At 71.3% G+C, this 22,323-nt stretch carries 18 protein-coding genes; 9 read left to right on the top strand and 9 right to left on the bottom strand.

What is annotated here, in order from left to right; translation table 11 throughout:
- The first annotated feature begins 8 nt into the window (after window positions 1-8).
- Both ASD93_RS08260 and ASD93_RS08255 read left to right on the top strand, forming a co-directional pair.
- Window positions 9-2,879 carry an FtsK/SpoIIIE domain-containing protein gene (locus tag ASD93_RS08260; RefSeq protein WP_056121250.1) on the top strand — a complete coding sequence of 957 codons (2,871 nt, stop codon included), beginning with the start codon at window positions 9-11 and terminating at the stop codon, window positions 2,877-2,879.
- 9 nt (window positions 2,880-2,888) lie between these two features.
- Window positions 2,889-4,457 (top strand): APC family permease, encoded by a 1,569-nt coding sequence (locus ASD93_RS08255; RefSeq protein ID WP_056121248.1) that lies wholly within the window; start codon window positions 2,889-2,891, stop codon window positions 4,455-4,457.
- Between the two features lie 30 nt (window positions 4,458-4,487).
- Here the strand turns inward: ASD93_RS08255 and ASD93_RS08250 are convergent, their stop codons facing one another.
- The 3 genes from ASD93_RS08250 to ASD93_RS08240 form a co-directional block, all read right to left on the bottom strand.
- Window positions 4,488-4,865, bottom strand: a complete 378-nt coding sequence (locus ASD93_RS08250; protein WP_056121246.1) for a DUF5655 domain-containing protein — start codon at window positions 4,863-4,865, stop codon at window positions 4,488-4,490.
- 404 nt (window positions 4,866-5,269) lie between these two features.
- Window positions 5,270-6,385 carry an alanine dehydrogenase gene (ald, locus tag ASD93_RS08245; protein WP_056121243.1) on the bottom strand — a complete coding sequence of 372 codons (1,116 nt, stop codon included), beginning with the start codon at window positions 6,383-6,385 and terminating at the stop codon, window positions 5,270-5,272.
- Between the two features lie 56 nt (window positions 6,386-6,441).
- Complete coding sequence (locus ASD93_RS08240) at window positions 6,442-7,431, bottom strand: asparaginase (protein WP_056121241.1); 990 nt, start codon at window positions 7,429-7,431, stop codon at window positions 6,442-6,444.
- Between the two features lie 51 nt (window positions 7,432-7,482).
- Here ASD93_RS08240 and ASD93_RS08235 point away from each other — a divergent pair, with 51 nt between their 5' ends.
- A complete protein-coding gene (locus ASD93_RS08235; RefSeq protein WP_056121239.1) occupies window positions 7,483-7,968 on the top strand; it encodes an OsmC family protein in 486 nt (161 codons plus the stop codon).
- 18 nt (window positions 7,969-7,986) lie between these two features.
- On the opposite strand, the gene ASD93_RS08230 is transcribed toward ASD93_RS08235, so the two are convergent.
- On the bottom strand, window positions 7,987-8,703 hold the full coding sequence (locus ASD93_RS08230; protein WP_082569247.1) for a lysophospholipid acyltransferase family protein: 717 nt from the start codon (window positions 8,701-8,703) through the stop codon (window positions 7,987-7,989).
- A 187-nt stretch (window positions 8,704-8,890) separates the two neighbouring features.
- On the opposite strand from ASD93_RS08230, the gene ASD93_RS08225 reads away from it, so the two are divergent.
- Both ASD93_RS08225 and dxr read left to right on the top strand, forming a co-directional pair.
- Window positions 8,891-9,835 (top strand): FKBP-type peptidyl-prolyl cis-trans isomerase, encoded by a 945-nt coding sequence (locus ASD93_RS08225; protein ID WP_157536905.1) that lies wholly within the window; start codon window positions 8,891-8,893, stop codon window positions 9,833-9,835.
- Between the two features lie 25 nt (window positions 9,836-9,860).
- Complete coding sequence (gene dxr, locus ASD93_RS08220) at window positions 9,861-10,946, top strand: 1-deoxy-D-xylulose-5-phosphate reductoisomerase (RefSeq protein WP_056121236.1); 1,086 nt, start codon at window positions 9,861-9,863, stop codon at window positions 10,944-10,946.
- Here dxr and ASD93_RS08215 read toward each other — a convergent pair.
- The 3 genes from ASD93_RS08215 to ASD93_RS08205 form a co-directional block, all read right to left on the bottom strand.
- Entirely contained in the window at window positions 10,943-12,607 is a 1,665-nt protein-coding gene (locus ASD93_RS08215) for a Mur ligase family protein (RefSeq protein WP_056121235.1), read from the bottom strand. The two genes, dxr and ASD93_RS08215, sit on opposite strands and share 4 nt — an antisense overlap.
- A 96-nt stretch (window positions 12,608-12,703) precedes the next feature.
- A complete protein-coding gene (locus ASD93_RS08210; protein ID WP_056121234.1) occupies window positions 12,704-13,402 on the bottom strand; it encodes a YcnI family protein in 699 nt (232 codons plus the stop codon).
- A 71-nt stretch (window positions 13,403-13,473) separates the two neighbouring features.
- Window positions 13,474-14,055: a hypothetical protein gene (locus ASD93_RS08205; protein ID WP_056121232.1), complete on the bottom strand. Its 582-nt coding sequence runs from the start codon at window positions 14,053-14,055 to the stop codon at window positions 13,474-13,476.
- 81 nt (window positions 14,056-14,136) lie between these two features.
- Between ASD93_RS08205 and ASD93_RS08200 the strand changes: the two genes are divergently transcribed.
- From ASD93_RS08200 to ASD93_RS08190, 3 genes are all read left to right on the top strand, one after another.
- Window positions 14,137-15,483, top strand: a complete 1,347-nt coding sequence (locus ASD93_RS08200; RefSeq protein WP_056121228.1) for a M50 family metallopeptidase — start codon at window positions 14,137-14,139, stop codon at window positions 15,481-15,483.
- Window positions 15,484-15,565: 82 nt separating this feature from the next.
- Window positions 15,566-15,934: a YciI family protein gene (locus ASD93_RS08195; protein ID WP_056121225.1), complete on the top strand. Its 369-nt coding sequence runs from the start codon at window positions 15,566-15,568 to the stop codon at window positions 15,932-15,934.
- Window positions 15,931-17,190: an RNA polymerase sigma factor gene (locus ASD93_RS08190; RefSeq protein ID WP_056121223.1), complete on the top strand. Its 1,260-nt coding sequence runs from the start codon at window positions 15,931-15,933 to the stop codon at window positions 17,188-17,190. Before ASD93_RS08195 ends, ASD93_RS08190 begins: the two co-directional genes overlap by 4 nt.
- 417 nt (window positions 17,191-17,607) lie before the next feature.
- On the opposite strand, the gene ASD93_RS08185 is transcribed toward ASD93_RS08190, so the two are convergent.
- Together ASD93_RS08185 and ASD93_RS08180 are read right to left on the bottom strand one after the other, a co-directional pair.
- Window positions 17,608-19,530, bottom strand: coding sequence for an anthranilate synthase family protein (locus ASD93_RS08185; RefSeq protein ID WP_056121221.1), 1,923 nt, complete (start codon window positions 19,528-19,530; stop codon window positions 17,608-17,610).
- 146 nt (window positions 19,531-19,676) lie between these two features.
- A complete protein-coding gene (locus tag ASD93_RS08180) occupies window positions 19,677-20,933 on the bottom strand; it encodes a low temperature requirement protein A (RefSeq protein WP_200950649.1) in 1,257 nt (418 codons plus the stop codon).
- 211 nt (window positions 20,934-21,144) lie between these two features.
- On the opposite strand from ASD93_RS08180, the gene ispG reads away from it, so the two are divergent.
- Complete coding sequence (ispG, locus tag ASD93_RS08175) at window positions 21,145-22,296, top strand: flavodoxin-dependent (E)-4-hydroxy-3-methylbut-2-enyl-diphosphate synthase (protein ID WP_200950647.1); 1,152 nt, start codon at window positions 21,145-21,147, stop codon at window positions 22,294-22,296.
- Window positions 22,297-22,323 lie beyond the last annotated feature (27 nt).

Raw genomic sequence — 22,323 nt, 5'->3', positions numbered from 1 at the left:
CTGGAGCGGTGCACCTCTCGCCGGCCCCCGCCTTCTCCGCGCTCGTGAACCCCGCCGACGACGCCGCTGAGCCGCTCTCACTCCCCGCCGCGTGGTCGCCGCCCGCGCGGCCGCCCTTCCCTGTCGTGGCGGCGATCGTGCCGGTCGTGGGGGCTGTCGGGCTCTGGTTCGTCACCGGGTCGATCCTGTCGCTGTGGCTCGCAGCCCTCGGGCCCCTGATCGCGGTCGCGACGATGGCGGATGCCGCGCGTTCCGCTCGCCGCGATCGCAAGCGACATCTGGCGACGGCGGTCCGCACACGCGCCGAGATCTCCCGCGCCGTGGACGCCCGCCACGCGTCCGAACGCCGGCGCCTGTGGACACGGCATCCCGACGTCGCGGCATTCGTCGCCCGGGAGGATGACGTCTGGCGGCAGTCTCCGGAGCGCGCCGACGCGCTGGTCGCCGGAGAGGGCGAGATCGCGAGCGCGCTGCGTCTGGCCGGCGGCGAAGGAGATCCGGATGCCGCCGCTCTCCGTGTGCGCGCCGGCCGGCTGACGGGAGGTCCCGTCGTCGTGCCGGCCGGGCAGGGCGTCGTCGTCGTCGGTGCACCGCTGCTCGCGGCGGCCGTGCAGCGCGCGCTCGTCCTGCAGCTGTGTCTCGCGCTCCCTCCGGGGGAGCTCGCCCTGGTCGGTGGGCTCGACGCGTCGCAGCGGTGGGCGGACCGCCTGCCGCATCGGCGCGTGGCCGGGGGCCGGCGAGTCGCGATCATCGCGCCGGGCGAGGCCGTGCCGCCCGACGCCGACATCGCGATCGCGCGTCGCCTCCCCGGTGAGCCGCTGCCGCCACGGTGCGCGACCGTGCTGACGGTCGGGTCGCCCGGGGTGGGGCGCCTCGAGCGCGCGGGCGAGGCCGCAGAGGTGAAGGTGGAGGCGATCGCCCGCGACCAGGCGGCAGCGCTCGCAGAGACGCTCGCACGCCGCGCGGAGCGCACGCTCGGCATCGCGGGGCGCGACGCGGGCCCGATCCAGCTCGGGCCCCTCATCGACCCGCGCACGGCCCGCACGGGGGCTCTCACCGCTGTCATCGGTCTCGACGGCACGGTGCCGGCGGCGATCGATCTCGTCGCGGACGGACCCCATGCGATCGTCGCCGGCGTGACCGGGTCGGGAAAGAGCGAGCTGCTGATCACGTGGATCCTCTCGCTGTGCCGCACGCACTCGACGCGCGAGGTCTCGTTCCTGCTCGCGGACTTCAAGGGGGGTACGGCCTTCGACGTCCTCGCAGGCGTTCCCCACGTGACGGGTGTGATCACCGACCTCGACGGGACGGGCGCGCGCCGGGCGATCGAGAGCCTGCGCGCCGAGGTGCGGCGGCGCGAGGGCGTCATCGCGGGCGCCGGAGCGCGCGACATCCTGGATCCGCGGGTCGAGTTGCCCCGCCTCGTGGTCGTCGTCGACGAGTTCGCGGCGCTGCTCACCGACCATCCCGAGCTGCACGCGGTGTTCACCGACGTCGCCGCGCGAGGACGGGCACTCGGCATCCATCTCATCCTCGGCACCCAGCGCTCTGCCGGCGTGATCCGCGAAAGCCTTCTGGCGAACTGCCCCTTGCGCATCAGCCTCCGCGTGTCCGACGCGGCGGACAGTCGCACCGTCCTCGGCACGGACGATGCCGCCCACCTGCCGGGCGGGCCGGATGGCCGTGGGCATGCGTTCGTGCGCGGCGCCGGCGACGCACGCCCGCGACGCGTCCGGGTCGCCCTGTCCGCGCCCGCCGACGTCGCCGCCGCCTCCGCACCTCACGACGGACCCGACCCGCGCCGGCCCTGGCTCCCGGAGCTCCCGCGGCGGCTCGCCCTCGACGACCCGCGGCTCCGAGGGGGCGATCCTGCGCAGCTGGTCCTCGGTCTGGCCGACGAGCCGGGGCTCCAGCGCCAGAGCGTCGCGACGATCGAGGTCTCCGACCGCGGCCTCCTGGTGCTGGGCGGGCCCGGCGCGGGTGCGAGCAACGCGCTCCGGCTCCTCGCCGCGCAGGCGACCGGCGACGTCGTTCGTGTGCCCGGCGATCCGGAGGGGGTGTGGGATGCCGTCGCCGCGCTCGCGGCCGAACCGCCGCGACCCGGCACCGTCGTCTGCATCGACGACCTCGATGCGATCACGGCCCGATTGCCGCCCGACCACGCGCAGGTCGTGGTCGAGAGGCTCGAAGACCTCCTGCGCGGCACCGGACCCGGGGGCTTCCTCGTCGTCGCCTCCGCGCGGCGCCTCACCGGAGCCGTCGCGCGTGTCGCCGACCTCTTTCCGCGTCGCCTGCTGCTCGCGTTTCCGACGAGGGTCGAGCACATCGCCGCCGGGGGAGAGGCCGACCGATTCCGAGCGGGCACGCCCGCCGGCCGGGGCATGCTCGGCGGCGTCGAGGTGCAGGTGGCGCTCGCCCCGGCCCTCGCCGACGAGGCGCGCAGTGACCCCGGCGAGTGGCGTCCGACAGCGCACCTCACCGGCTTCGTCTCGCGACGATCGCCGTCGGCACGAGCCGCACTGGCGGACTGGGAGGCGCGCGGCATCCGCATCTCGGATCTCGACGCCTATGTCGCCGACCCCTCCATCACCGCGCACGGCCCGGTGGTCGTATCCGGGGAGCCGGACGATTGGCAGCGCCACTGGCGGCTGCTCTCCGACGTGCGGGGCGACCACGAGCTCGTCGTCGACGCGTCGTGCGCGGCGGAGCTGCGGCTCCTCACCGGCGCACGGGGGCTGCCGCCCTACTGCGAGCCCGGACGCGGGCGAGCCTGGCTCGTGGTCGGCGGTGCTGAACCCGTTCGCATCGTCCTTTCGTCATCGCAAGTCCGGCCGATCCGTTCCTCGGGGCTCCTTGACCGTCCGGGAGGCACCCCATAGCTTCACAGTGTGGCTACATCCCCTATCGATCTCGAACGGCCGGCAGGCAAAGGACTCGCAGCAGGGACGCTGGGACTCTGGGGCTCGACCGTCATCGGCCTCGCCTCGACCGCACCCGTCTACTCGCTCGTGGCGACCCTCGGCTTCGTCGTGCTCGCCGTCGGCGCGCAGGCGCCCATCGCCTTCGTCATCGCCTTCATCCCGATGCTGTTCATCGCGTTCGCGTACCGCGAGCTCAACAACGAGATCCCCGACTGCGGCACCACCTTCACGTGGGGCACCAAGGCATTCGGTCCGTGGGTGGGGTGGCTCGGCGGATGGGGTGTCGCGGTGGCGGGCATGGTGGTGCTCGCCAACCTCGCGCAGATCGCGGGCATCTATTTCTGGGCACTGATCGACGGGATCGTGCGCAGCCCCGAGGAGGCCCTCCTCTCCGACAACGTGCCCCTGGTCACCGTGACCGGGGTCGTCTTCATCGCGGCGATGACCTGGGTCAGCTGGCGCGGCGTCGAGATCGGCGAGCGCATCCAGAACATCCTCCTCGCGATCCAGTACATCGCCCTCGCGATCTTCGTCGTCGCGGCGCTGTGGCACTTCTTCGCCGGCACCGCCCCCGACCCGACGCCGTTCGACTGGTCGTGGTTCAACCCCTTCGCCTTCACAGAGTGGTCGGGCTTCGTCGAGGCGATCCTGCTCGCGCTCTTCATCTATTGGGGCTGGGACACCTGCCTCGCCCTCAACGAGGAGACCAAGGACCCCAAGCGCATCCCCGGCCGCGCGGCGCTGCTGACGACGGTCATCCTGCTGGTGACCTACGTCGGAGTCACGATCGCGGCCATGATGTACGCCGGACTCGGTGAGAGCGGCACGGGCCTCGGGAACGAGGCGAACGCCGACGACTTCTTCCTCGCGATCAAGGACGGCCTCCTGGGCCCCCTCGGCTGGGTGCTCGTCGTCGCCGTGATGATCTCGGCGATCTCGTCGACGCAGACCACGATCCTCCCTACGGCGCGCGGAACGCTCGCGATGGCCGCCTACAAGGCACTGCCGAAAAAGTTCGCGACGGTTCACCCGGTGTACAAGACGCCGTCGTTCTCGACGCTCGTGATGGGCATCGTTGCGATCGTCTACTACGTCGGCATGACGCTCATCAGTGACAACATCCTGCAGGACTCGATCCTGTCGCTCGGCCTCGCGATCGCCTTCTACTACGGCATCACCGGGTACGCGTGCGTCTGGTACTTCCGGCGCGAGCTGTTCACGTCCGCCCGCAATTTCTTCTACAAGTTCCTGTTCCCACTGCTGGGCTCGCTGATGCTCACCTACGCGTTCGTGCAGTCCGCGATCGACATGTACAGCCCCGACTACGGCTACGGCGGCGGCATCGGCCCCGTCGGCAGCACGTTCCTGATGGGCATCGGGGCCCTGGCATTCGGTGTGCTGCTGATGTTCCTGTGGTTCTTCTTCCCGCGCTCGAAGCCGTTCTTCCGCGGCGAAAGCCTGAACCGCGACACCGAGGTGCTCGTTCCGGACGACCCCGCCGACTACACCCGTTCGATCGACGGCGGACTCGCCTGACCCGCGGGCCCGTTCCGAGCGCGGGCCCGGTCAGGCGAGATGCGCGCAGCACCCCACGGCGTGGGCCTCTTCGAGCCAGCCGACGAACTCCGCGTCGAGGTCGTCGTCGCCCGTCAGCCGGAACTGATGGACGAACAGCTTCCGGCCGTAGGGCGAGGACGATCGGATGCGACGGTCGGCCGGCAGCGCACGCATGAGGTCGAAGTAGCCGACCAGACCCGTGGCGGTGGGCCGTGCGCCCGCGAAGCCGCGGCGCGACCCCTTGAATGTCACGGTCGTCTTGCTCACCGACACTGTGACCGGGCCGAAGCCCTCGAGGACGGCGGCGAAACGGCGCCACAGGGCGACGGTCCGCTCGTCGCCCGCGGCGAGATGATCCTCGACCGTCCACTCGGCGCGCTCGATCATGCCGTCGAGTATTGCACCGCGGACGCGGAGGCGCCGAGATAAGGCGGATCGGCTGCCCGCCGCGCTCGCCCGCGCACGAAAAGACGGCCCCGTCACGCGACACGCCGAGGACGAGGCATCCATCCCCGGCGTGTCGGCGCACGAAGCCGTCTTTTGGCCTGAGAAGGCGCCAGAACGACACACGGATGCCGCGCCCTGCGCAGAACGCGGGGCGCGGCATCCGCTCGCATGCTTCCGCCTCCGAGCTCAGGCGATTCGCCCGGATCAGGTCGATCGGCGCCCCGCGCTCCTGATCTCGTCGAATCTCCTGATTTCGGCGCCCCTGGGCGTGCCGCCTCCGGGATCAGACCGACACACGGATGCCGCGCCCCGCGCAGAACGCAGGGCGCGGCATCCGTTCGTCCTTACGCGAGGGCGCTTTCGAGAGGCGTCAGTTCGAGGCCGTGAGCCGTCGCGACGCCGGCGTTCGCGACCTTCCCGCCGACCACGTTGAGGCCGGCCGCGAGAGCCGGATCGGCGCGCAGGGCGTCCTGCCAGCCGCGGCGCGCGATCTGACGGATGTAGGGGAGGGTCGCGTTGGTCAGGGCCGAGGTCGACGTGTTGGGCACCGCGCCGGGCATGTTCGCGACGCAGTAGAACACGCTGTCGTGGACCCTGAAGGTCGGGTCTGCGTGGGTGGTCGGCCGCGTGTCCGCGAAGCATCCGCCCTGGTCGACCGCGATGTCCACGAGCACGCTTCCCGGACGCATGCGCGACACCATCTCGTTGGTGACGAGCTTGGGCGCCTTGGCGCCGGGAATCAGCACCGAGCCGATGACGAGGTCGGAGTCGACCACGGCGCGGTCCAGGTCGAACGGGTTCGACGCCGCCGTCTTGACGCGGCCCTGGAAGTGGTCGTCGAGGTAGCGCAGGCGCTGGACGTTGGTGTCGAAGACCGTGACGTCCGCGCCCATGCCCACGGCGATGACCGCCGCGTTGGCCCCTGCCACGCCGCCGCCGATCACGGTCACGCGCGCCGGGCGCGTGCCGGGGACGCCCGACATGAGCAGGCCGAGGCCGCCCGCCGAGCGCATGAGCGTCGCGGCGCCCACCATCGGAGCCAGACGCCCCGCGACCTCGCTCATCGGGGCGAGGAGGGGGAGGCCGCCGCCGGCGACCTGGACGGTCTCGTAGGCGATCGCGGTGATGCCGTCGGCGATCAGCTGATCCGTCAGCGGGCGGTCGGCCGCGAGGTGTAGATAGGTGAAGAGCACGAGGTCGTCGCGGAAGTATCCGTACTCGCTGGCGATCGGCTCCTTGACCTTCAGCAGCAGCTCGGCGCGCGCCCAGACCTCGGCGGCATCGTCGAGGAGGATCGCGCCGGCGGCCTCGTACTCGCTGTCGGGCATCGACGAGCCAGTGCCCGCGCCCCGCTGCACGAACACCTCGTGACCCGCGGAGACCAGGTCGTGCACGCCCGCGGGCGTGAGTGCCACCCGATACTCGTTGTTCTTCACCTCGGTGGGGACGCTGATCCGCATCGTGTGATCCTTTCCGCTCCGCCGTTGGAGCGCTCGGGCTCCTCGTGGGAGCGCCTCTAGAAAGCGGGGCGGATCGCCCCGACATCCTGCCCGCCGCCGGAGATCGACAGGGGAAGCTTCTGCATGGTGGCCGACACGTCGGCGGGGGACAGCGCGCCGGCGCGCTCGAGGAGCCGCAGGGCGACGGCGGTCGCGGCTCGGCCGCTGCCGTCGAGCATCTTGAGGGCGACCGTGGTTCCGTCGGGAGCCACCATCACCATCACGCCTTCGGCGCCGCCCTTCGCGAACACCCCGAGCGACTCGATCGCGATCGTGTCGGCTCGGCCGGGTCCGTCGATCGTCCAGGGGTTCTCACGCACGGCCTGCACGAGGGTGCCGGCGCTGCGGTGCAGCGCGAACGGCGAGGTCGTGGACGAGGTGCCGATCCGGTGGATCGCGCGCGCGAGAGCGAACAGCGTCGTCGCGTACACCGGGGCGCCGCACCCGTCGATCGCGGTCGCCGAGGTCTTCTCGCCGAGCAGGCGCTCCACCACCTCGCGGATGTGGAGCTGCAGCGGATGCCCCGGCGCCAGGTAGTCCGCCGTGTCCCAGCCGTTCGCGACGCACGCGAGGAGCATGCCGGCGTGCTTGCCCGAGCAGTTCATCCGGATGCGCGCGGGCTCGGCGCGGTCGCGCACGAGCTCGTCGCGCGTGGCGGTGTCGCCCGGCCAGGCGGGCGGGCAGCCGAGATCCTCCTCGCCGAGACCGGCGGCGCCGAGGATCTCGCGAACGGCCTCGACGTGGCGGTCGGTGCCGGAGTGGCTCGCCGTCGCGAGTGCGAGCGGGACGCCCTGGAGCGATGCGCCCGCCGAGAGGCACGCGACGGCCTGCAGCGGCTTGAGGCTCGACCGGGGGAGGATCAGCGCCGACGGGTCGCCGAGGCGCTCGACGATCGATCCGTCCGCCCCGAGCACCACCGCGATGCCCGCATGCCGCGACTCGATGAACCCGCTGCGGTCGACGACGGCGAGCTCGACGGCGTCGGCTGCGGCGAAGGTCTGCGGCACCCGGCCAGCCTACCGCCGAGTCGCCACGGGCCCGCATGACAGACTGTGCACATGTTGGGCGAGCATCGATACTCCGTCCGGACCACGTGGACGGGCGACCGGGGCACCGGCACCTCCGGCTACCGGGAATACGACCGCTCCTCGACGGTCGAGATCGAGGGCAAGCCGACCCTGCTGGCCTCATCCGACAAGCCTTTTCGCGGCGATCCGTCGCGCTGGAACCCAGAGGACCTCCTCCTCGCGTCGCTGAGCGAGTGTCACCTGCTGTCGTACCTCCACGCGTGCGTCACGGCCGGCGTCGTGGTGGTCGGCTACGAGGACGACGCGTCAGGGCTCATGGTCGAGGACGGTCGCGGCGGGGGCGCTTTCCGCGAGGTGGTGCTGCGGCCGCGAGTGACCGTCGCGGATGCATCGATGACGGATGCCGCCACCGCCGCCCACGCGCAGGCGAACGAGTGGTGCTTCATCGCGAACTCGGTCAACTTCCCGGTGCGCCACGAGCCGACGATCGTCGTCGCCGGGACGTCCTCTGCGTGACAGAGGTGGACCGGGCGCTCAGCGGCGCTCGTGCGGGAGAACCTGCTTGATGCGCTCGATCGGCGTGTGCGCCGGCGCCTCGTTGTAGGCGTTCGCGAGTTCCTGGCCGGACAGCGCGTGGATCGCGGCCATGATGTCGTCGGTCGCGAGCCGTCGAGCGCGGCCCGACTCGGCAGGGCCGTGGTGCGCGAGGTCCAGCGGTTCGCCGAACTTGACGGTCACGCGCTCGCTCAGAGACGGACGCTTCGCGCCGACCGGCATCACCTTGTCGGTGCCGATGAGCCCGACGGGAACGACGGGAGCGCCGGTCTGGAGAGCGAGGAAGGCGACGCCGGTGCGGCCCTTGTAGAGGCGGCCGTCGAGGGAGCGGGTGCCTTCCGGGTAGAGGGCGACGGCGCTGCCGTGCTCGAGGAGGAGGCGCTGCTGCTCGAGCGCGTCGAGCGCAGCCTGGCCCGCTCCGCGCTTGACCGGGATGGCGCCGATCGCCGTGAAGAACTCCTTCGACACCCATCCCTTGAAGCCGGGGCTGTCGAAGTAGCTCGCCTTCGCGAGGAAGTGCACGGGGCGCGGGGCCGAGACGGGGATCGCGATCGAGTCGATGAACGACAGATGGTTGCTCGCGAAGATGACCGGCCCGCTCTTGGGGACGTTCGCGCCGCCCTCCACATGAGGTCGGTAGATGAGTCGGGCGAGGGGGGTGAGCACGAATCGGCCGAGGAAATACGTCGCGCCCATGCGTGTCACCGGCTGCTCCGGCGCTTCGTCGGCGGTCGGGTCGTCCGCGTCGGGCACCAGGTCGGAAGTCACCCGTCGAGGGTACTCCCGTTTTCATGCCGCCACAGGCATGACCGGGCTCTCAGCGCAGACAGAGGAAACATGCGGAATGATGGAGCGTTCCCTGACATCGACTCGAGGTCTCACCGTGCGCATTCGCCCGCTCGTCGCTCTTTCCGTCGCCGCCCTGTCGGCCGTCCTCCTCGCGGGCTGCGCGGGGTCGGCGCCTCAGTCGACGCCGACCGCGAGCGAGACCGGCGCCGCCAGCGACCTGTGCGCGGTCGCCGTGCCCGAAGGCGATGTCGCCGCGTCCGTGAGTGTCTCCGGCGAGGTCGGCGAGCTCCCCACGGTCGAGTTCGAGGCGCCGCTCGAGTTCACCAGCGCCGAGCGCGTCGTCGCCGTCGAGGGCGACGGCACCCAGATCGCCGACGGGGACTACGTCACCTACGCCCTGGCCGTCTACGACGCGGCGACCGGCGAGCAGCTGCAGGCCGGGGGCTTCGACGGCGAGCCGATCCCGCCGCAGCCGATCACCATCGGCTCGGGCCCCGACGCGTACTTCGGCTGCGCGACCGAAGGCTCGCGCCTCGTGGTCGCCACCCCGGAGAGCCAGTCGGGCGGCGCGCTCGTGTACGTCATCGACGTGCTCGAAGTGACTCCGGCCGACGCATGGTGCGCGGCGACCGAGCCCGGCGACGTCTTCCCCACGGTCGAGTACTCGGCCGACGGCATCCCGACGATCACGATCCCCGAGGGTGAGGCACCCGAGGGCGTGCAGCTCGAGGTGCTCGAAGAGGGCGACGGCGCGACCGTCGAGCCGGGCGACACCGTCACCGTGAACTACACGGGCGTGAAGTGGAGCGACGGCTCGGTGTTCGACTCGAGCTACGAGCGCGGCGAGCCCGCGCAGTTCTCGACGACGGGTGTCGTCGCCGGCTTCCAGCGTGCGCTCGAGGGCCAGACCGTCGGTTCGAAGATCCTCGTCTCGATGTCGCCGACCTGCGGCTACGGCGAGGCGGGCTCGAGCGAGCACGAGCTGGCCGGCGAGACCCTCGTCTTCGCGCTGGAGATCGTCGAGGTCACCGAGCAGTAATCCGGGTCGCCGGTAGGCTGGCGCGATGCGACGCGTCCTCGTCCTCGGCTCCACAGGTTCGATCGGAACGCAGGCGCTCGACGTCATCCGCGCCAATCCGGGGCGCTTCGAGGTCGTCGGCCTGTCGGCGGGCGCCAATCGCGCCGCCATCGAGGCGCAGGCCGTCGAATTCGGCGTCGAGCACGTGGCGATGGGCGCGGCCGAGGCCGAGCAGCTCGTGCGGGATGTCGAGGCCGACGTGGTGCTCAACGGCATCACCGGCTCCGTGGGTCTCGGCCCCACACTCGCCGCACTCGAGACCGGGCGCACCCTGGCGCTCGCCAACAAGGAGTCGCTCATCGTGGGCGGCGACCTGGTCACGGCGATCGCCCGGCCCGGGCAGATCGTCCCGGTCGACTCCGAGCATTCCGCGATCGCCCAGGCGCTGCGATCGGGCGATCGCGCGGAGGTGCGCCGGCTGGTGCTGACCGCGTCGGGCGGTCCGTTCCGCGGCCGCAGTCGCGCGTCACTCGAGAGCGTGACACCCGCGGAAGCCCTCGCGCACCCCACGTGGGACATGGGGCGGGTCGTGACGACGAACTCGGCGACGCTCGTGAACAAGGGACTCGAGGTCATCGAGGCGCACCTGCTGTTCGGCGTGCCCTACGGCGAGATCGACGTCGTCGTGCACCCGCAGTCGATCGTGCACTCGATGGTGGAGTTCAGCGACGGATCGACGATCGCCCAGGCGTCGCCGCCCGATATGCGCCTTCCCATTTCGCTGGGGCTGGACTGGCCGCATCGGGTCGCGGGTGTCGGGCGTCCGCTGGACTGGTCGGTCGCGGCATCCTGGACCTTCGAGCCCCTCGACGAGAGGGCGTTCCCCGCGGTGCGGCTGGCGAAGTCCGTCGGACGGGCCGGCGGCACTTTCCCCGCCGTGTTCAACGCCGCCAACGAGCAGGCCGTGGACGCCTTCCACGAGGGACGCCTGGGCTTCCTGGGCATCCTCGAGACCGTGCAGCGCGTGGTCGACCGCCACGAGGCGCCGGATGCGCTGACGCGCGAGACGCTGGCTGAGGCCGAGCGGTGGGCGCGCGAAGCCGCCGACCGCGAGATCGCCGCCGCGGGCTAGGACTCGGGGAAGACCGGACGCAGCGGATCCGAGGCGGGCGTCTCGTCCTCGGGATACGGCACCGGCCAGTGCGGCTCGGGGACGGGCCACCCCGCGGCGCGCAGGGCGCGGCGCGAGAGCTCGCGGGCCGAGTAGGGCGTGCGAACCCCGCGGATGTCGCGATAGTCCTGGTGGCCGGGACCGGCCCACAGGATCGCGTCGCCGTCGCCGACGAGCGCGACGGCCTCGATGATCGCGCGCTCGGGCGGCGAGAACTCGTGGATCTCGGCATCCGGTCGCGCGCGCCGCGCCCCCTCGATCAGCGTCGCGCGGATGGAGTCGGGGTCTTCGTTGCGCGGGTGGTGGTCCGTGATGACGAGGATGTCGCTACCTTCGACGCCCGTGCGCCCCATGTCGTGGCGCTTGGTCGCGTCGCGGTCGCCGTCGGCGCCGAAGAGCATGACCACCGTGCCGGGAGTCACCCGTCGCACGGCGGCGAGGGTCTTCTCGAACGCGTCGGGGGAGTGACCGAAGTCGACGTACACGGCCGGGCCGGTCTCGCCCGAGACGAGCTCCGTCCGCCCGGGGAGGTAGGCGTCGATGCGCTCGCCGTCCAGCGCCGCGACGAGGCGCTCCCACGAGTAGCCGCCCTCGAGGATCATGACGATCGCGAGGCCGGCATTGGCGGCCATGTGCCGCCCGATGACCGGCACGAGGGTGGTCAGCGAGCGACCATCGCGTGCGGTGAGGCGGAACTCCGTGCCGATCTGCCGTTCGTCGAGGATGTCGACGACCCAGTCCGCATCGGCCGAGGCCGTCGGATCGGCGGCCAGCGCAGGAGTGCCCACCGTCACCGTCGGGACCTGGCTGCGTGCGACCACTTCGGCACCCTGGTCCGAGTCGACGCACACGACCGCCCGTCGCGATCGATCAGGGAGGAACAGCGGGAGCTTCGCGTCGAAGTACTCGCGCATGTCGGCGTAATCGTCGAGGTGATCGTGGGTGAGGTTGGTGAAGCCGGCGACGTCGAACACGATCCCGTCGACGCGGCGTCGGCTGAGCGCCTGTGCGCTGACCTCGACGGCGACGGCCTCCACGCCGCGTTCGCGCATGAGCGCGAGCAGGGCGTGCATCTCGTAGGCCTCGGGCGTCGTCAGTCGCGACACGACCACCTGGCCGGCGATGTGGCGCTCGGCGGTCGAGGAGAGCCCGGTGACGGCGCCGAGCTGGCCGAGGATCCCCTCGAGGAGGTGCGACACGCTGGTCTTGCCGTTGGTGCCGGTGGTGCCGAACAGCAGGGGGAGCTCGTCGTCGCGACCGGTGCTGTAGACCCACGCGGACAGGTCCCCGAGGAGGCCGCGGGGGTCGTCGACGAGGACGACCGGGAGGCCGCTCGCCGCAGCGAGGTCCGCGCCGTCGCGGTCGGTGATCACGGCCACCGCGCCCTTCTCGGCCGCGGCGGCGGAGAATTCCGCTCCGTGGCGGTTCACGCCGCGCACCGCGACGAAGACGTCGCCCGGGCGCAGATCGGCCGTGGCGAGGGTGATGCCCGTGAGCGTCACGCCCGAGACGTCGCCGCGCACGTCGACGGCGAACCGTGCGGCGAGATCGTCGAGGGAGTGGACGGGGGGAGCATCCGGTCGCAGGACGGGAGGGAGGTTCGAAGGCGCATCGGTCGGCATGGCGGATCCATCCTCTCATCCGCGGCGCCCGGCACCCATGCTCTCTGCAACCGGGGCGAGGAGGACGCCGGCGAACCGGCGCCTCCTCGTCCGGCGTCAGCTCTTGCGGGAGCGGCCGCGCACCAGCACCACGACGAGCGCCGCGATGCCGGCGACCAGGCCACCGGCGGCCAGCCAGCGGGCGACGGGGTCGGCCGAGTCCGAGGATGCGGCCTCGGAGGAGTCGCCCTCATCGTGTCCGTCGCCTGCGGCCGAGTCGCTGTGGTCGCCGTGGCCGTCGCCTTCCGCGGAGACGGGCCCGACCTCCACCACGGGTGCCGGGGACTCGAGGTCGTCCTCGCTCTGGCCGTCTTCGGCGACCTCGGTCCACGCGGTCTCGCCGTCCACGCACACCTGGGTGACGGGGAACGCGATCGACGTGTCGGCCGCGGACTCGTCGAACAGCGCGTCGAGGGCGACGGTCGCCTTGAGGCCGTCCTCGACGGGGACCTCGCTCGTGAACGTGACCTGTGTCGGAACGCCGTCGGCGCCCAGCTCGCGCGAGATCGTCCAGCCGCCCTGCACGACGGGTGTGACATTTCCTACGCCCTCGGGCACGTCGATCACGACGGCCGTGGTGGGTGAGCCGTCGCAGCCGTGCGAGAAGGCAAAGGTGAGGGTCTCGGTCGAGCCGGCCGAGGCGGTGCCGGGGTCGACGTGCACGTGTGCGGAGGCGGCCAGCGGCACGCCCAGCGCGAGGGCGACGCCGACGGCGGAGCCGAGGAGGAGGGTGCGGCGGAAGCGGGTGGTGGTCATGGGTATCTCTTTCGTCGAGGAATGCAGGGATGACCGGCACGCGCGGATGCGCGTGCCGTCGGATGCCGCGGTCAGACGACCGCGTCGACGAACGACGGGGGACCCCGCCGCGAGAGGTCCGAGAGGACGACGCCGCGTGACGGCGCGAGGGTGAATCCTGCGACCGTGCGCCGCACCGCGGCTCGCGGGGCGTGCAGCGTGACCTCGACCCGCTGCAGGACGGACCGGATGCCGCGGCCCAGGGCTCGCAGCATCCGCTCGCCGCCGTACAGGCCGAGGAGGGTCGCCACCGCGGCGAGGGCGTGTGCGAGGAGCATGGGGGCGTCGGGCACGAGGCTGGCGCCGAGTCCGGCGCCGTCGAGCACGACATGGTGGAGGTGGCCCGTGGCGGCCGACGGGTCGGCGCCGGCGGCGACCGCGAAGGCGACGTGGAAGAGCAGCTGCGCCGAGGCCACGGCCGCGGCGATGCGCCCGACCGACAGGCGGCGACCGACGAGCGCGATGCCGGCGGGCCAGGCGAGGATGCTCACCACCCCGACGAGGACGGGAGCGGGGGCCCCGCCGCCGGCGAGGGTGTGAGAGGTCGCCGCCACGATCGTCGCGACCCAGGCCGCCGCTGCACCGCGCAGGGTGCGGACATGACGTGGGGTCACCGGATCCTCCTCGGATCGAGCTTAGGCTCCTCCGAGCGGGGTCCAGGCCAACTCCAAGGCGGACGCGGGTACCGTGTGGGTGTGGAAGCTCTTGCATTCGTCATCGGCGTCGTGCTCCTGGTCGTGGGGCTCGCCGTGTCGATCGCCCTCCATGAGCTCGGGCACCTGTGGCCGGCGAAGAAGTTCGGCGTCCGCGTCGGCCAGTACATGATCGGCTTCGGCCCGACGCTGTGGTCGCGCCGCATCGGCGAGACCCAGTACGGCATCAAGGCGATCCCGCTGGGCGGCTACATCTCGATGGCCGGCATGTATCCGCCGTCGCCGAAGGAGCTCGCGGCCGCGGCAGCCGGGCAGCGCTCCGGCCGCGCCGGTGGCGGATTCTTCGCCACGATGGTCCAGGACGCCCGCGCGGCGAACGACGAGACGCTCGAGGCCTCCGAGGACCGCGTCTTCTACAAGCTCCCCATCTGGCAGCGCGTGATCATCATGCTCGGCGGACCCACGATGAACCTCCTGTTCGCCATGGTGCTCTTCGCGATCCTGATCTCCGGCATCGGCGTGCAGACCGCGACGACCACGGTCTCGAGCGTCAGCGAATGCATCATCCCGTCCGATGCGGATCGCACGGAGTGCGCGGCATCCGATCCCGCGGCCCCCGCTGCCGCGGCCGGAATCCAGCCCGGAGACGTCATCGTCGCGGTCGACGGGCAGCAGGTGGCGACCTTCGCCGCTGCGGCTGCGCTCATCCAGGCGTCCCCTGGCCGGGCGATCGACATCACCGTCGAGCGCGACGGCGACGAGCAGACCCTCACGCTCACCCCGGCGACCGTGGAGCAGGCCGTCACCGACGAGCGCGGCAGAGCGGTGCTCGACGACAACGGCGATCCGTTGACCGAGGAGGTCGGGATCGCGGGGATCCGCCAGGAGGTCGACTACCTGCGTGAACCCATCTGGGTCGGTCCTCAGACGGCGATCGGGAACGTCGGCGCCGTCGCCGGGATCATCTGGCAGATGCCCGTCAAGGTGTGGGAGGCGGGCAGCACCCTCATCACGGGCGCGGAGCGCGACCCGAACGGGCCGCTCAGCATCGTCGGGGCGGGCGTCCTCGCCGGCGAGGTCGCCGCGGCGGAGGCGCCGGTGCTCAACCGCGTCGCGGGGTTCCTCTCCCTGCTGGCCTCGCTCAACATCGCACTCTTCGTCTTCAATCTGGTCCCGCTCCTCCCGCTGGACGGCGGTCACATCGCGGTCGCGCTGTGGGACGGCATCCGGCGCGCGTGGGCGAAGCTCATGCACCGTCCGCCGCCGAGGCAGGTCGACGCCACGAAGCTCGTCCCGATCACGTTCGTGGTCGTGGTCGCCCTCATAGTCATGGGCGGCGTGCTGATCCTGACCGACATCGTCAATCCGCTATCGCTGTTCGGTCCGTAGTTTTTTCGCGGATGCTGTCGAAAACGGTCTTGCCCGTTCGCTGTGGGGATGAAACGGTTCCACTGACGAAAGGACCACGACCGTGAAGTACGTCATCATGTTCACTTCGACGCCCGAGCTCGACGCCGCGGTGCCACCCGAGCGCGCGCAGGAGGTCTACGGCCGCGTCTACGAGTGGTTCCAGGAGCACGACGCCAAGATCAGCGACGCCGGCGCCGAACTGCAGCCCGTCACGACCGCGACGACCGTGCGCCACGGGGCCGACGGTCCCGTCCTCGTCGACGGCCCGTTCACCGAGGCACGCGAGGCGGTGGGCGGCTTCTCGGTCATCGACGTAGAGGATCTCGACGCGGCGCTGGCACTCGCCCGCTCCTGGCCGATGCTCGACCTGCCCGGCACGTCGGTCGAAGTGCGGCCGATGGTGACCGACTACAGCCAGTTCGACCAGTGAGCGGGACGGATGCCGCGACCCCTGACGATCCCGTCGCCGGGGCCGCGGCATCCGACCTTCTCCTCGCCCGCACCGTGCGCGAGGAGTCGGGGAAGCTCGTCGCGACGCTGACCCGCTCGTTCGGCAGTCTGGATCTCGCCGAAGAGGCGGTCGCCGAAGCGGTCGAGGAGGCGCTGCGGGCGTGGCGCGTCCGCGGTATCCCGCCGAAGCCGGGCGCGTGGCTGCTGCAGGCCGCCCGCCACAATGTGCTGGACCTCCTGCGGCGCGATCGAGGGATGCGCGATCGTCTTCCCCTCCTGGCGGCCGACGTGACCGTGAGCGCGGCGAGCGACGCGGAGAGCGTCGACGCGGACGAGCGTCTTCCGCTGCTGTTCGGCTGCTGTCACCCCGCCCTCGCGCCGGAGGCGCAGCTCGCGCTCACCCTGCGGGCGGTGTGCGGCCTGACGACGGCGCAGATCGCGCGGGCGACGTTCAGCGCCGACGCAGCCGTCGGTCAGCGGATCGTGCGCGCGAAGCGCAAGATCGGGACGGCGGGGATCCCGCTGCGGATTCCGGAGGGCGAGGAGCGCGCGGAGCGCCTCGACATCGTGCTCACCATCGTGTCGGTCATGTACAGCGAGGCGCACCTCGTCGCCGGCGGGGACGCGTCGGCGGACCGCGACTTGGCGGAGGATGCGCTGTGGCTGGCGCGCGTCGTCGCCGACGCGCTGCCCCGCGAGCCCGAGGCGCTCGGCCTGCGGTCGCTGCTCGCGTTCCACCGTGCGCGCGAGTCGGCGCGTGCGGTCGACGGAGCGCTCGTGCTGCTGGGCGATCAGGACCGATCTCGATGGGACGCCCGACTCCTGGCCGAGGCGCGGGTCGTTCTCGAGCGGGCTGCCCGGCTGCGTCGTCCGGGCCGCTGGCAGCTGCAGGCGGCGATCGCGGCCTGTCACGCGGACGCGGCGGATGCCTCGGCCACGGACTGGCTGCAGGTGCTCACCCTCTATGACATGCTGCTCGCGTACGACCGATCGCCCGTCGTGCGGCTGAACCGGGCCGTCGCGCTTGCACGGGTCGATGGCCCGGAGGCGGCGCTCGCCGAAGTCGACGCGCTGGCCGACCCGCTCGCGCGCTCACACCTGTGGCACGCCGTGCGCGCGTCGCTGCTGCGCGAGGCCGGCCGCGACGCCGAAGCGCTCGCCGAGGACCTCTTGGCGCTCGAGCTCACGGCGAACGAGGCCGAGCGCAGGTTGCTCGCGGCGCGTGCCGGCCGCTGAGCGTGGGGGCTCTCGAGCGCTGGCACTCGCGGGGACATGGGGAGCGGGGAGATGGGAACCTCTTCGCGTGATTCGGATTGCTGCGGTTCGCATAAGTAGCTCTGCGCATGTGAGTTCGCGTTCACACACCCGGATCGCCCTGCGCGAAGATCATGTGAGCTGGGGCTCACATGAGGATGGGTTCGTGGGGCTCACCCGAAGGTGTGTGTGAGCCGGAACTCACATGCCGAAACGAGAGCGTCGGCATGTGAGTTCGCGTTCACACACCCGGATCGCCCTGGGCGAAGGTCATGTGAGCTGGGGCTCACATGACGATGGGTGCGTGGGGCTCAGCCGAAGGTGTGTGTGAGCCGGAACTCACATGCCGAAACGAGAGCGTCGGCGTGGCCGCGCAAGGGTGCATCGCGGTGCGCGAGCCTAGGATCCGATGGGCTCCAGCGCGGCGGCGACGAGCCGTTCGAGCGTCACCATGCCGTCGCGCGACAGGATCGACTCGAGGTGCCCCTGCACCGACGCGTAGCCCGGCCCCCGGAGCGCGTAGACGTCGCCGGTGTCGGCATCCGCGGCGATCTCGGTCTCGCCGCGGTGCGTCGTGCCAACGGGAACGCGGGCGGTGAAGGTGTTGTAGAAGCCGATCGATGCGGGCTCCCCGAACACGTCGACGGTCTTCTGAAGGCCCTGGTGCGGTGCGGCGAGAGGGGCCAGCTCGATCCCTAGCGAGTCGGCGAGGATCTGGTGGCTGAGGCACACTGCCAGCAGCGGCCGTCCCGACGCCCGGCGGCGGGCGACGACCTCGCGCATCCGGATCATGCGGGGACTGGCAGGGTCACGGGGATCTCCGGGGCCAGGCCCGGAGACCACGAGCTCCGCCTCGTCGATCTCGGCATCGGTCACGGCGCTCCACGGAACGATGCGGGCATCCAGCCCGAGGTGGCGCAGCTGGTGCGCGAGCATCGTCGTGAAGCGGTCCTCCGCGTCGACGACCAGCGCGCCGCGGCCGCGGAACGGGCCGTCGTCGCCGCCCTGCGGCTCGAGCCAGAACGACGCGAGGCGGCCGTTGCGCGAGGCGAGCAGCGCAGCGATGGCGGGATCGTCGGCGAGAGGAAGCGGCTCGGCGGCCGGGGCGTCCTCGTCGATCGCCTCGAGCGGCTCGGCGGCGAGGTCGCGGGCGATCGCGCCGATCGCGCCCAGCACTCCGGCGGCCTTGCCGTGCGTCTCGCCGACCTCGCCGTACGGGTCGGAGTGCCGCACGAGCGTCGCGCCGACGGGCACGCGCAGCCGGCCGTCCTCGAGGTAGGCGGTGCGGATGAGGATGGGGGCATCGAGATCGTGGGACTGCCCGCCGGGCGCGGCATCCGCTCTCGGCGTGAACAGCGCGGCGACGCCGGAGTAGTAGCCGCGCGGGGTCTGCTCGTGGCGCGTGATCACTGTGCAGGCGTTCTGCATCGGCGACCCGGTCACCGTCGGCGCGAACATCGTCTCGCGCAGGATGTCGCGCGGGTCGAGCCGGCTGCGGCCGCGCAGCACGTACTCGGTATGCGTGAGGCGCGACATCTCCTTGAGGTGCGGGCCGGTGATGCGGCCACCGTCGGAGCAGACGGCGCTCATCATCTTCAGCTCCTCGTCGACGACCATGAAGAGCTCCTCGGTTTCCTTGGTCGACTCCAGGAACTCCGTGAGCGTCTCGGCGGTCGCGCCGCCGGCCGGATGGCGGAAGGTCCCCGAGATGGGGTTCATCGTCACGACCCCGCCCTGCGCACTCACGTGCGCCTCCGGGCTCGCGCCGACTGCGACGTGCCCCGGCGTCACGATCGCGAACGTCCAGTAGGCGCCCCGCTCGTACTCGAGCAGTGCGCGGAACCATGTGAGGGCGGCGGTCGCGGCATCCGCTTCCACCCCCGCGGTGAAGTCGCGGCGGATCACGAAATTCGCGCCCTCGCCGCGTCCGATCTCGTCGGCGATGACGGTGCGCACGATCTCGGCGTAGGCCTCGTCGGCGATGTCGAAGCCGGCGTCGGTGAGCGGGACGGGCGCGCTCGGCAGGTCGGCGAGTGCGACCTCGCGCGGCACGCTCGTGTGCTCCGACACGACGAGGCAGCGCAGCGGGGCGCCGTCGTCGTGGCAGGCGAACCCGCGCTCGCGCACCTGGCGGAACGGGACGAGCGCGAGCACCTCCCGCGACACGCCGGCGGAGTCCGTCAGCGGGATGTCGGCGAGCAGCTCGACGTCGACGACGTCGCCGGTGAGGATCTCGACCGTCGCGCCGTCGCGGGCGATGAGGGCGAACGGGATGCCGCGCGCGGCCAGTTCACGGAGGGAGGGGTGGGCAGGCCCGGTCATGATCGGTCTTTCGTCGTGGGGGCGGTCAACCCTACGAAAAAGAAGACCGCCACGAGGGCGGTCTGTGGTCGCGCGAACCCACCGCCTATGCGGTGAGCCACCAGGTGAGGCGTGCGGACATGGGGCGAACCTACCACAGGCACCGGTCAGGCTCGGGCGGCGTCCTTCTCGAGCGCCGCTGCCTGGTGCCGCCATCCGACCGTCTCGTAGCCGACGATGATCACGACGGGCGAGGCGCCGACGATGAGCAGCGCGGTGCCGATGGACGCCCCGGCATTCACCGCGACCACACTGAGTGCGAGCATCACGACGGCGCCGACGAACAGCCAGATGTGGAAGCGGTCGAACTGGCGCAGCAGCAGCGTGTACAGCGTGAAGAGCATGATCTCGAAGACGAGCACCGGGAGGGCGACGCAGAGCAGGGCGAACGTGGCATCCACGTGCGCTTCGTGCGTGATCACCTGCGCCGCGACGTGCAGGCCCGCCCCGACTCCGACGAGGGATGCGAACAGGATGATGTGTCCGTACCCCCACACGAATCCGCGCTCCGGATGCCGCGCCAGCAACATGCCCGACGGCATCATGAAGTACACCCACCACAGGCCGAAGGCGAGGCTCGTGCCGCCGAAGGCGACCAGGGCGGTCTCGAACGTCCAGCCCTGCGCGGTGAGGACGGCGGAGATCGCGAGGATCGTGCCGAGGATGACCTCGCCGAGGGTGATGATCACCAGCAGCCCGTAGCGCTCGGCGATGTGGTGCGGATGCCACGGCGTCCGGCCGAACTTCAACTCGGCGAACGGGGGCCCGGCGAGCTCGAACAACGCCAGAATCGTCGCGCAGATCAGCGTCGTCTGGAGGGGGAGGTTGACGAAGATCAGCGCGATCCAGCCGAGCTGGGCGATCGAGATGTTCACGACGTACGCGAGACACGTCTTGCGGTGTGCGGGGTCGTGCGCGGCAGCGCGCAGCCAGAGGGCGATCGCGGCGATGCGCATGATGACGTAGCCCGCGACGATCACTCCGTTGTCGACGTACTCGCCCTCGTGGATCGACTCGAACAACGGCGGAACGCCCAGCGCCAGGATCAGGACGCCCACCATCTCGATCAGCGTCGCGATGCGGAAGAAGACGTCGTCGTTGTCGTAGGCCGAGGCGAGCCAGGAGTAGTTGATCCACGCCCACGTGACCGCGAAGCCGGCGAAGGCGAAACCGAGCAGCGCCGTGCTCACCTCGCCGATTTCGAGGAAGTGCGCGGCCTCGGTCGAGATCTGGCTGAAAGCGACGACGAACGTCAAATCGAACAGCAGCTCGAGGGGAGTGGCCGCCCTGTGCCGCTCGAGCGGGTCACGGCCCGTCATCCTGGCGACGCGATGGCTGCGGGCGGTCGCGGTCGTTTCGCTCATGCGGGCACGATACCGGCGCGGCATCCGCATCGTCGACGCTCGGCCACGTCCCTCGCGCCTTCGGCGCTCGACGCTTGCTCGCTCGGCCCCGTCCGCAAGCGGCCGGGCCTCACTCGCTGCGCGTGGGCTCGCGCCTACGGCGCTCGACGCTTGCTCGCTCGGCCCCGTCCGCAAGCGGCCGGGCCTCACTCGCTGCGCGTAGGCTGGGATCGTGCCAGCCGTCAATCTCGGGATGCCCAAGGTCCCCGTCACGCTCGCCCCCCGCCGCAAGAGCCGCCAGATCAAGGTCGGCAAGGTGCTCGTGGGCGGCGACGCACCGGTCAGCGTGCAGTCGATGACGACGACGCCGACCACGAACATCAACGCCACGCTGCAGCAGATCGCCGAGTTGACGGCATCCGGATGCGAAATCGTGCGCGTCGCCGTCCCCTCGCAGGACGACGCCGATGTGCTGCACATCATCGCGAAGAAGAGCCAGATCCCGGTCATCGCCGACATCCACTTCCAGCCGAAGTACGTCTTCCAGGCGATCGATGCCGGCTGCGCGGCGGTGCGCGTGAACCCGGGGAACATCCGCAAGTTCGACGATCAGGTGGGTGCGATCGCACAGGCCGCTTCTGCTGCCGGGGTCAGCCTGCGGATCGGCGTGAACGCGGGCTCGCTCGACCCGCGCCTGCTCGAGAAGTACGGCAAGGCGACGCCCGAGGCGCTCGCGGAGAGCGCTCGCTGGGAGGCGAGCCTGTTCGAGGAGCACGACTTCCACGACTTCAAGATCTCGGTCAAGCACAACGACCCGGTCATCATGGTGCAGGCGTATCGCCTGCTCGCGGCGATGGGGGACTGGCCGCTGCACCTCGGCGTGACCGAGGCCGGCCCCGCGTTCCAGGGCACGATCAAGAGCGCGACGGCCTTCGGCATCCTGCTCGGCGAGGGCATCGGCGACACGATCCGCGTCTCGCTGTCGGCGCCGCCGGCGGAAGAGGTCAAGGTCGGCCACCAGATCCTGCAGTCGCTGAACCTCCGCGAGCGCAAGCTCGAGATCGTTTCGTGCCCGTCGTGCGGCCGCGCCCAGGTCGACGTCTACACACTCGCCGACGACGTGACCGAGGGCCTCAAGGACATGACCGTGCCCCTGCGCGTGGCCGTCATGGGCTGCGTCGTCAACGGACCCGGCGAGGCGCGCGAGGCCGACCTCGGTGTGGCCTCGGGCAATGGCAAGGGACAGATCTTCGTCAAGGGCCAGGTCATCAAGACGGTCCCCGAGTCGGAGATCGTCGCCACCCTCATCGAGGAGGCGAACCGCATCGCCGCCGAGATGGGTCCCGCCGCTCCCGTCGGCACCGCGCAGGTCGTCACCAGCTGACCGCACGGATCGGGTCGAGGCGACCCC

The sequence above is a fragment of the Microbacterium sp. Root180 genome (genome assembly GCF_001428485.1).
Lineage (GTDB): Bacteria > Actinomycetota > Actinomycetes > Actinomycetales > Microbacteriaceae > Microbacterium.
The sequence above is the reverse complement of the archived record's forward strand: the minus strand, read 5'-3'. Positions and strand labels throughout refer to the sequence as shown.

Bases quoted from the DNA above. Each gene is read 5' to 3' on its own strand.
- ASD93_RS08250 (WP_056121246.1), bottom strand. From the start codon at position 4,865: ATGATCGAGCGCGCCGAGTGGACGGTCGAGGATCATCTCGCCGCGGGC.
- ald (WP_056121243.1), bottom strand. From the start codon at position 6,385: ATGCGGATCAGCGTCCCCACCGAGGTGAAGAACAACGAGTATCGGGTG.
- ASD93_RS08235 (WP_056121239.1), top strand. From the start codon at position 7,483: ATGTTGGGCGAGCATCGATACTCCGTCCGGACCACGTGGACGGGCGAC.
- ASD93_RS08230 (WP_082569247.1), bottom strand. From the start codon at position 8,703: ATGGGCGCGACGTATTTCCTCGGCCGATTCGTGCTCACCCCCCTCGCC.
- dxr (WP_056121236.1), top strand. From the start codon at position 9,861: ATGCGACGCGTCCTCGTCCTCGGCTCCACAGGTTCGATCGGAACGCAG.
- ASD93_RS08215 (WP_056121235.1), bottom strand. From the start codon at position 12,607: ATGCCGACCGATGCGCCTTCGAACCTCCCTCCCGTCCTGCGACCGGAT.
- ASD93_RS08210 (WP_056121234.1), bottom strand. From the start codon at position 13,402: ATGACCACCACCCGCTTCCGCCGCACCCTCCTCCTCGGCTCCGCCGTC.
- ASD93_RS08185 (WP_056121221.1), bottom strand. From the start codon at position 19,530: ATGACCGGGCCTGCCCACCCCTCCCTCCGTGAACTGGCCGCGCGCGGC.
- ASD93_RS08180 (WP_200950649.1), bottom strand. From the start codon at position 20,933: ATGAGCGAAACGACCGCGACCGCCCGCAGCCATCGCGTCGCCAGGATG.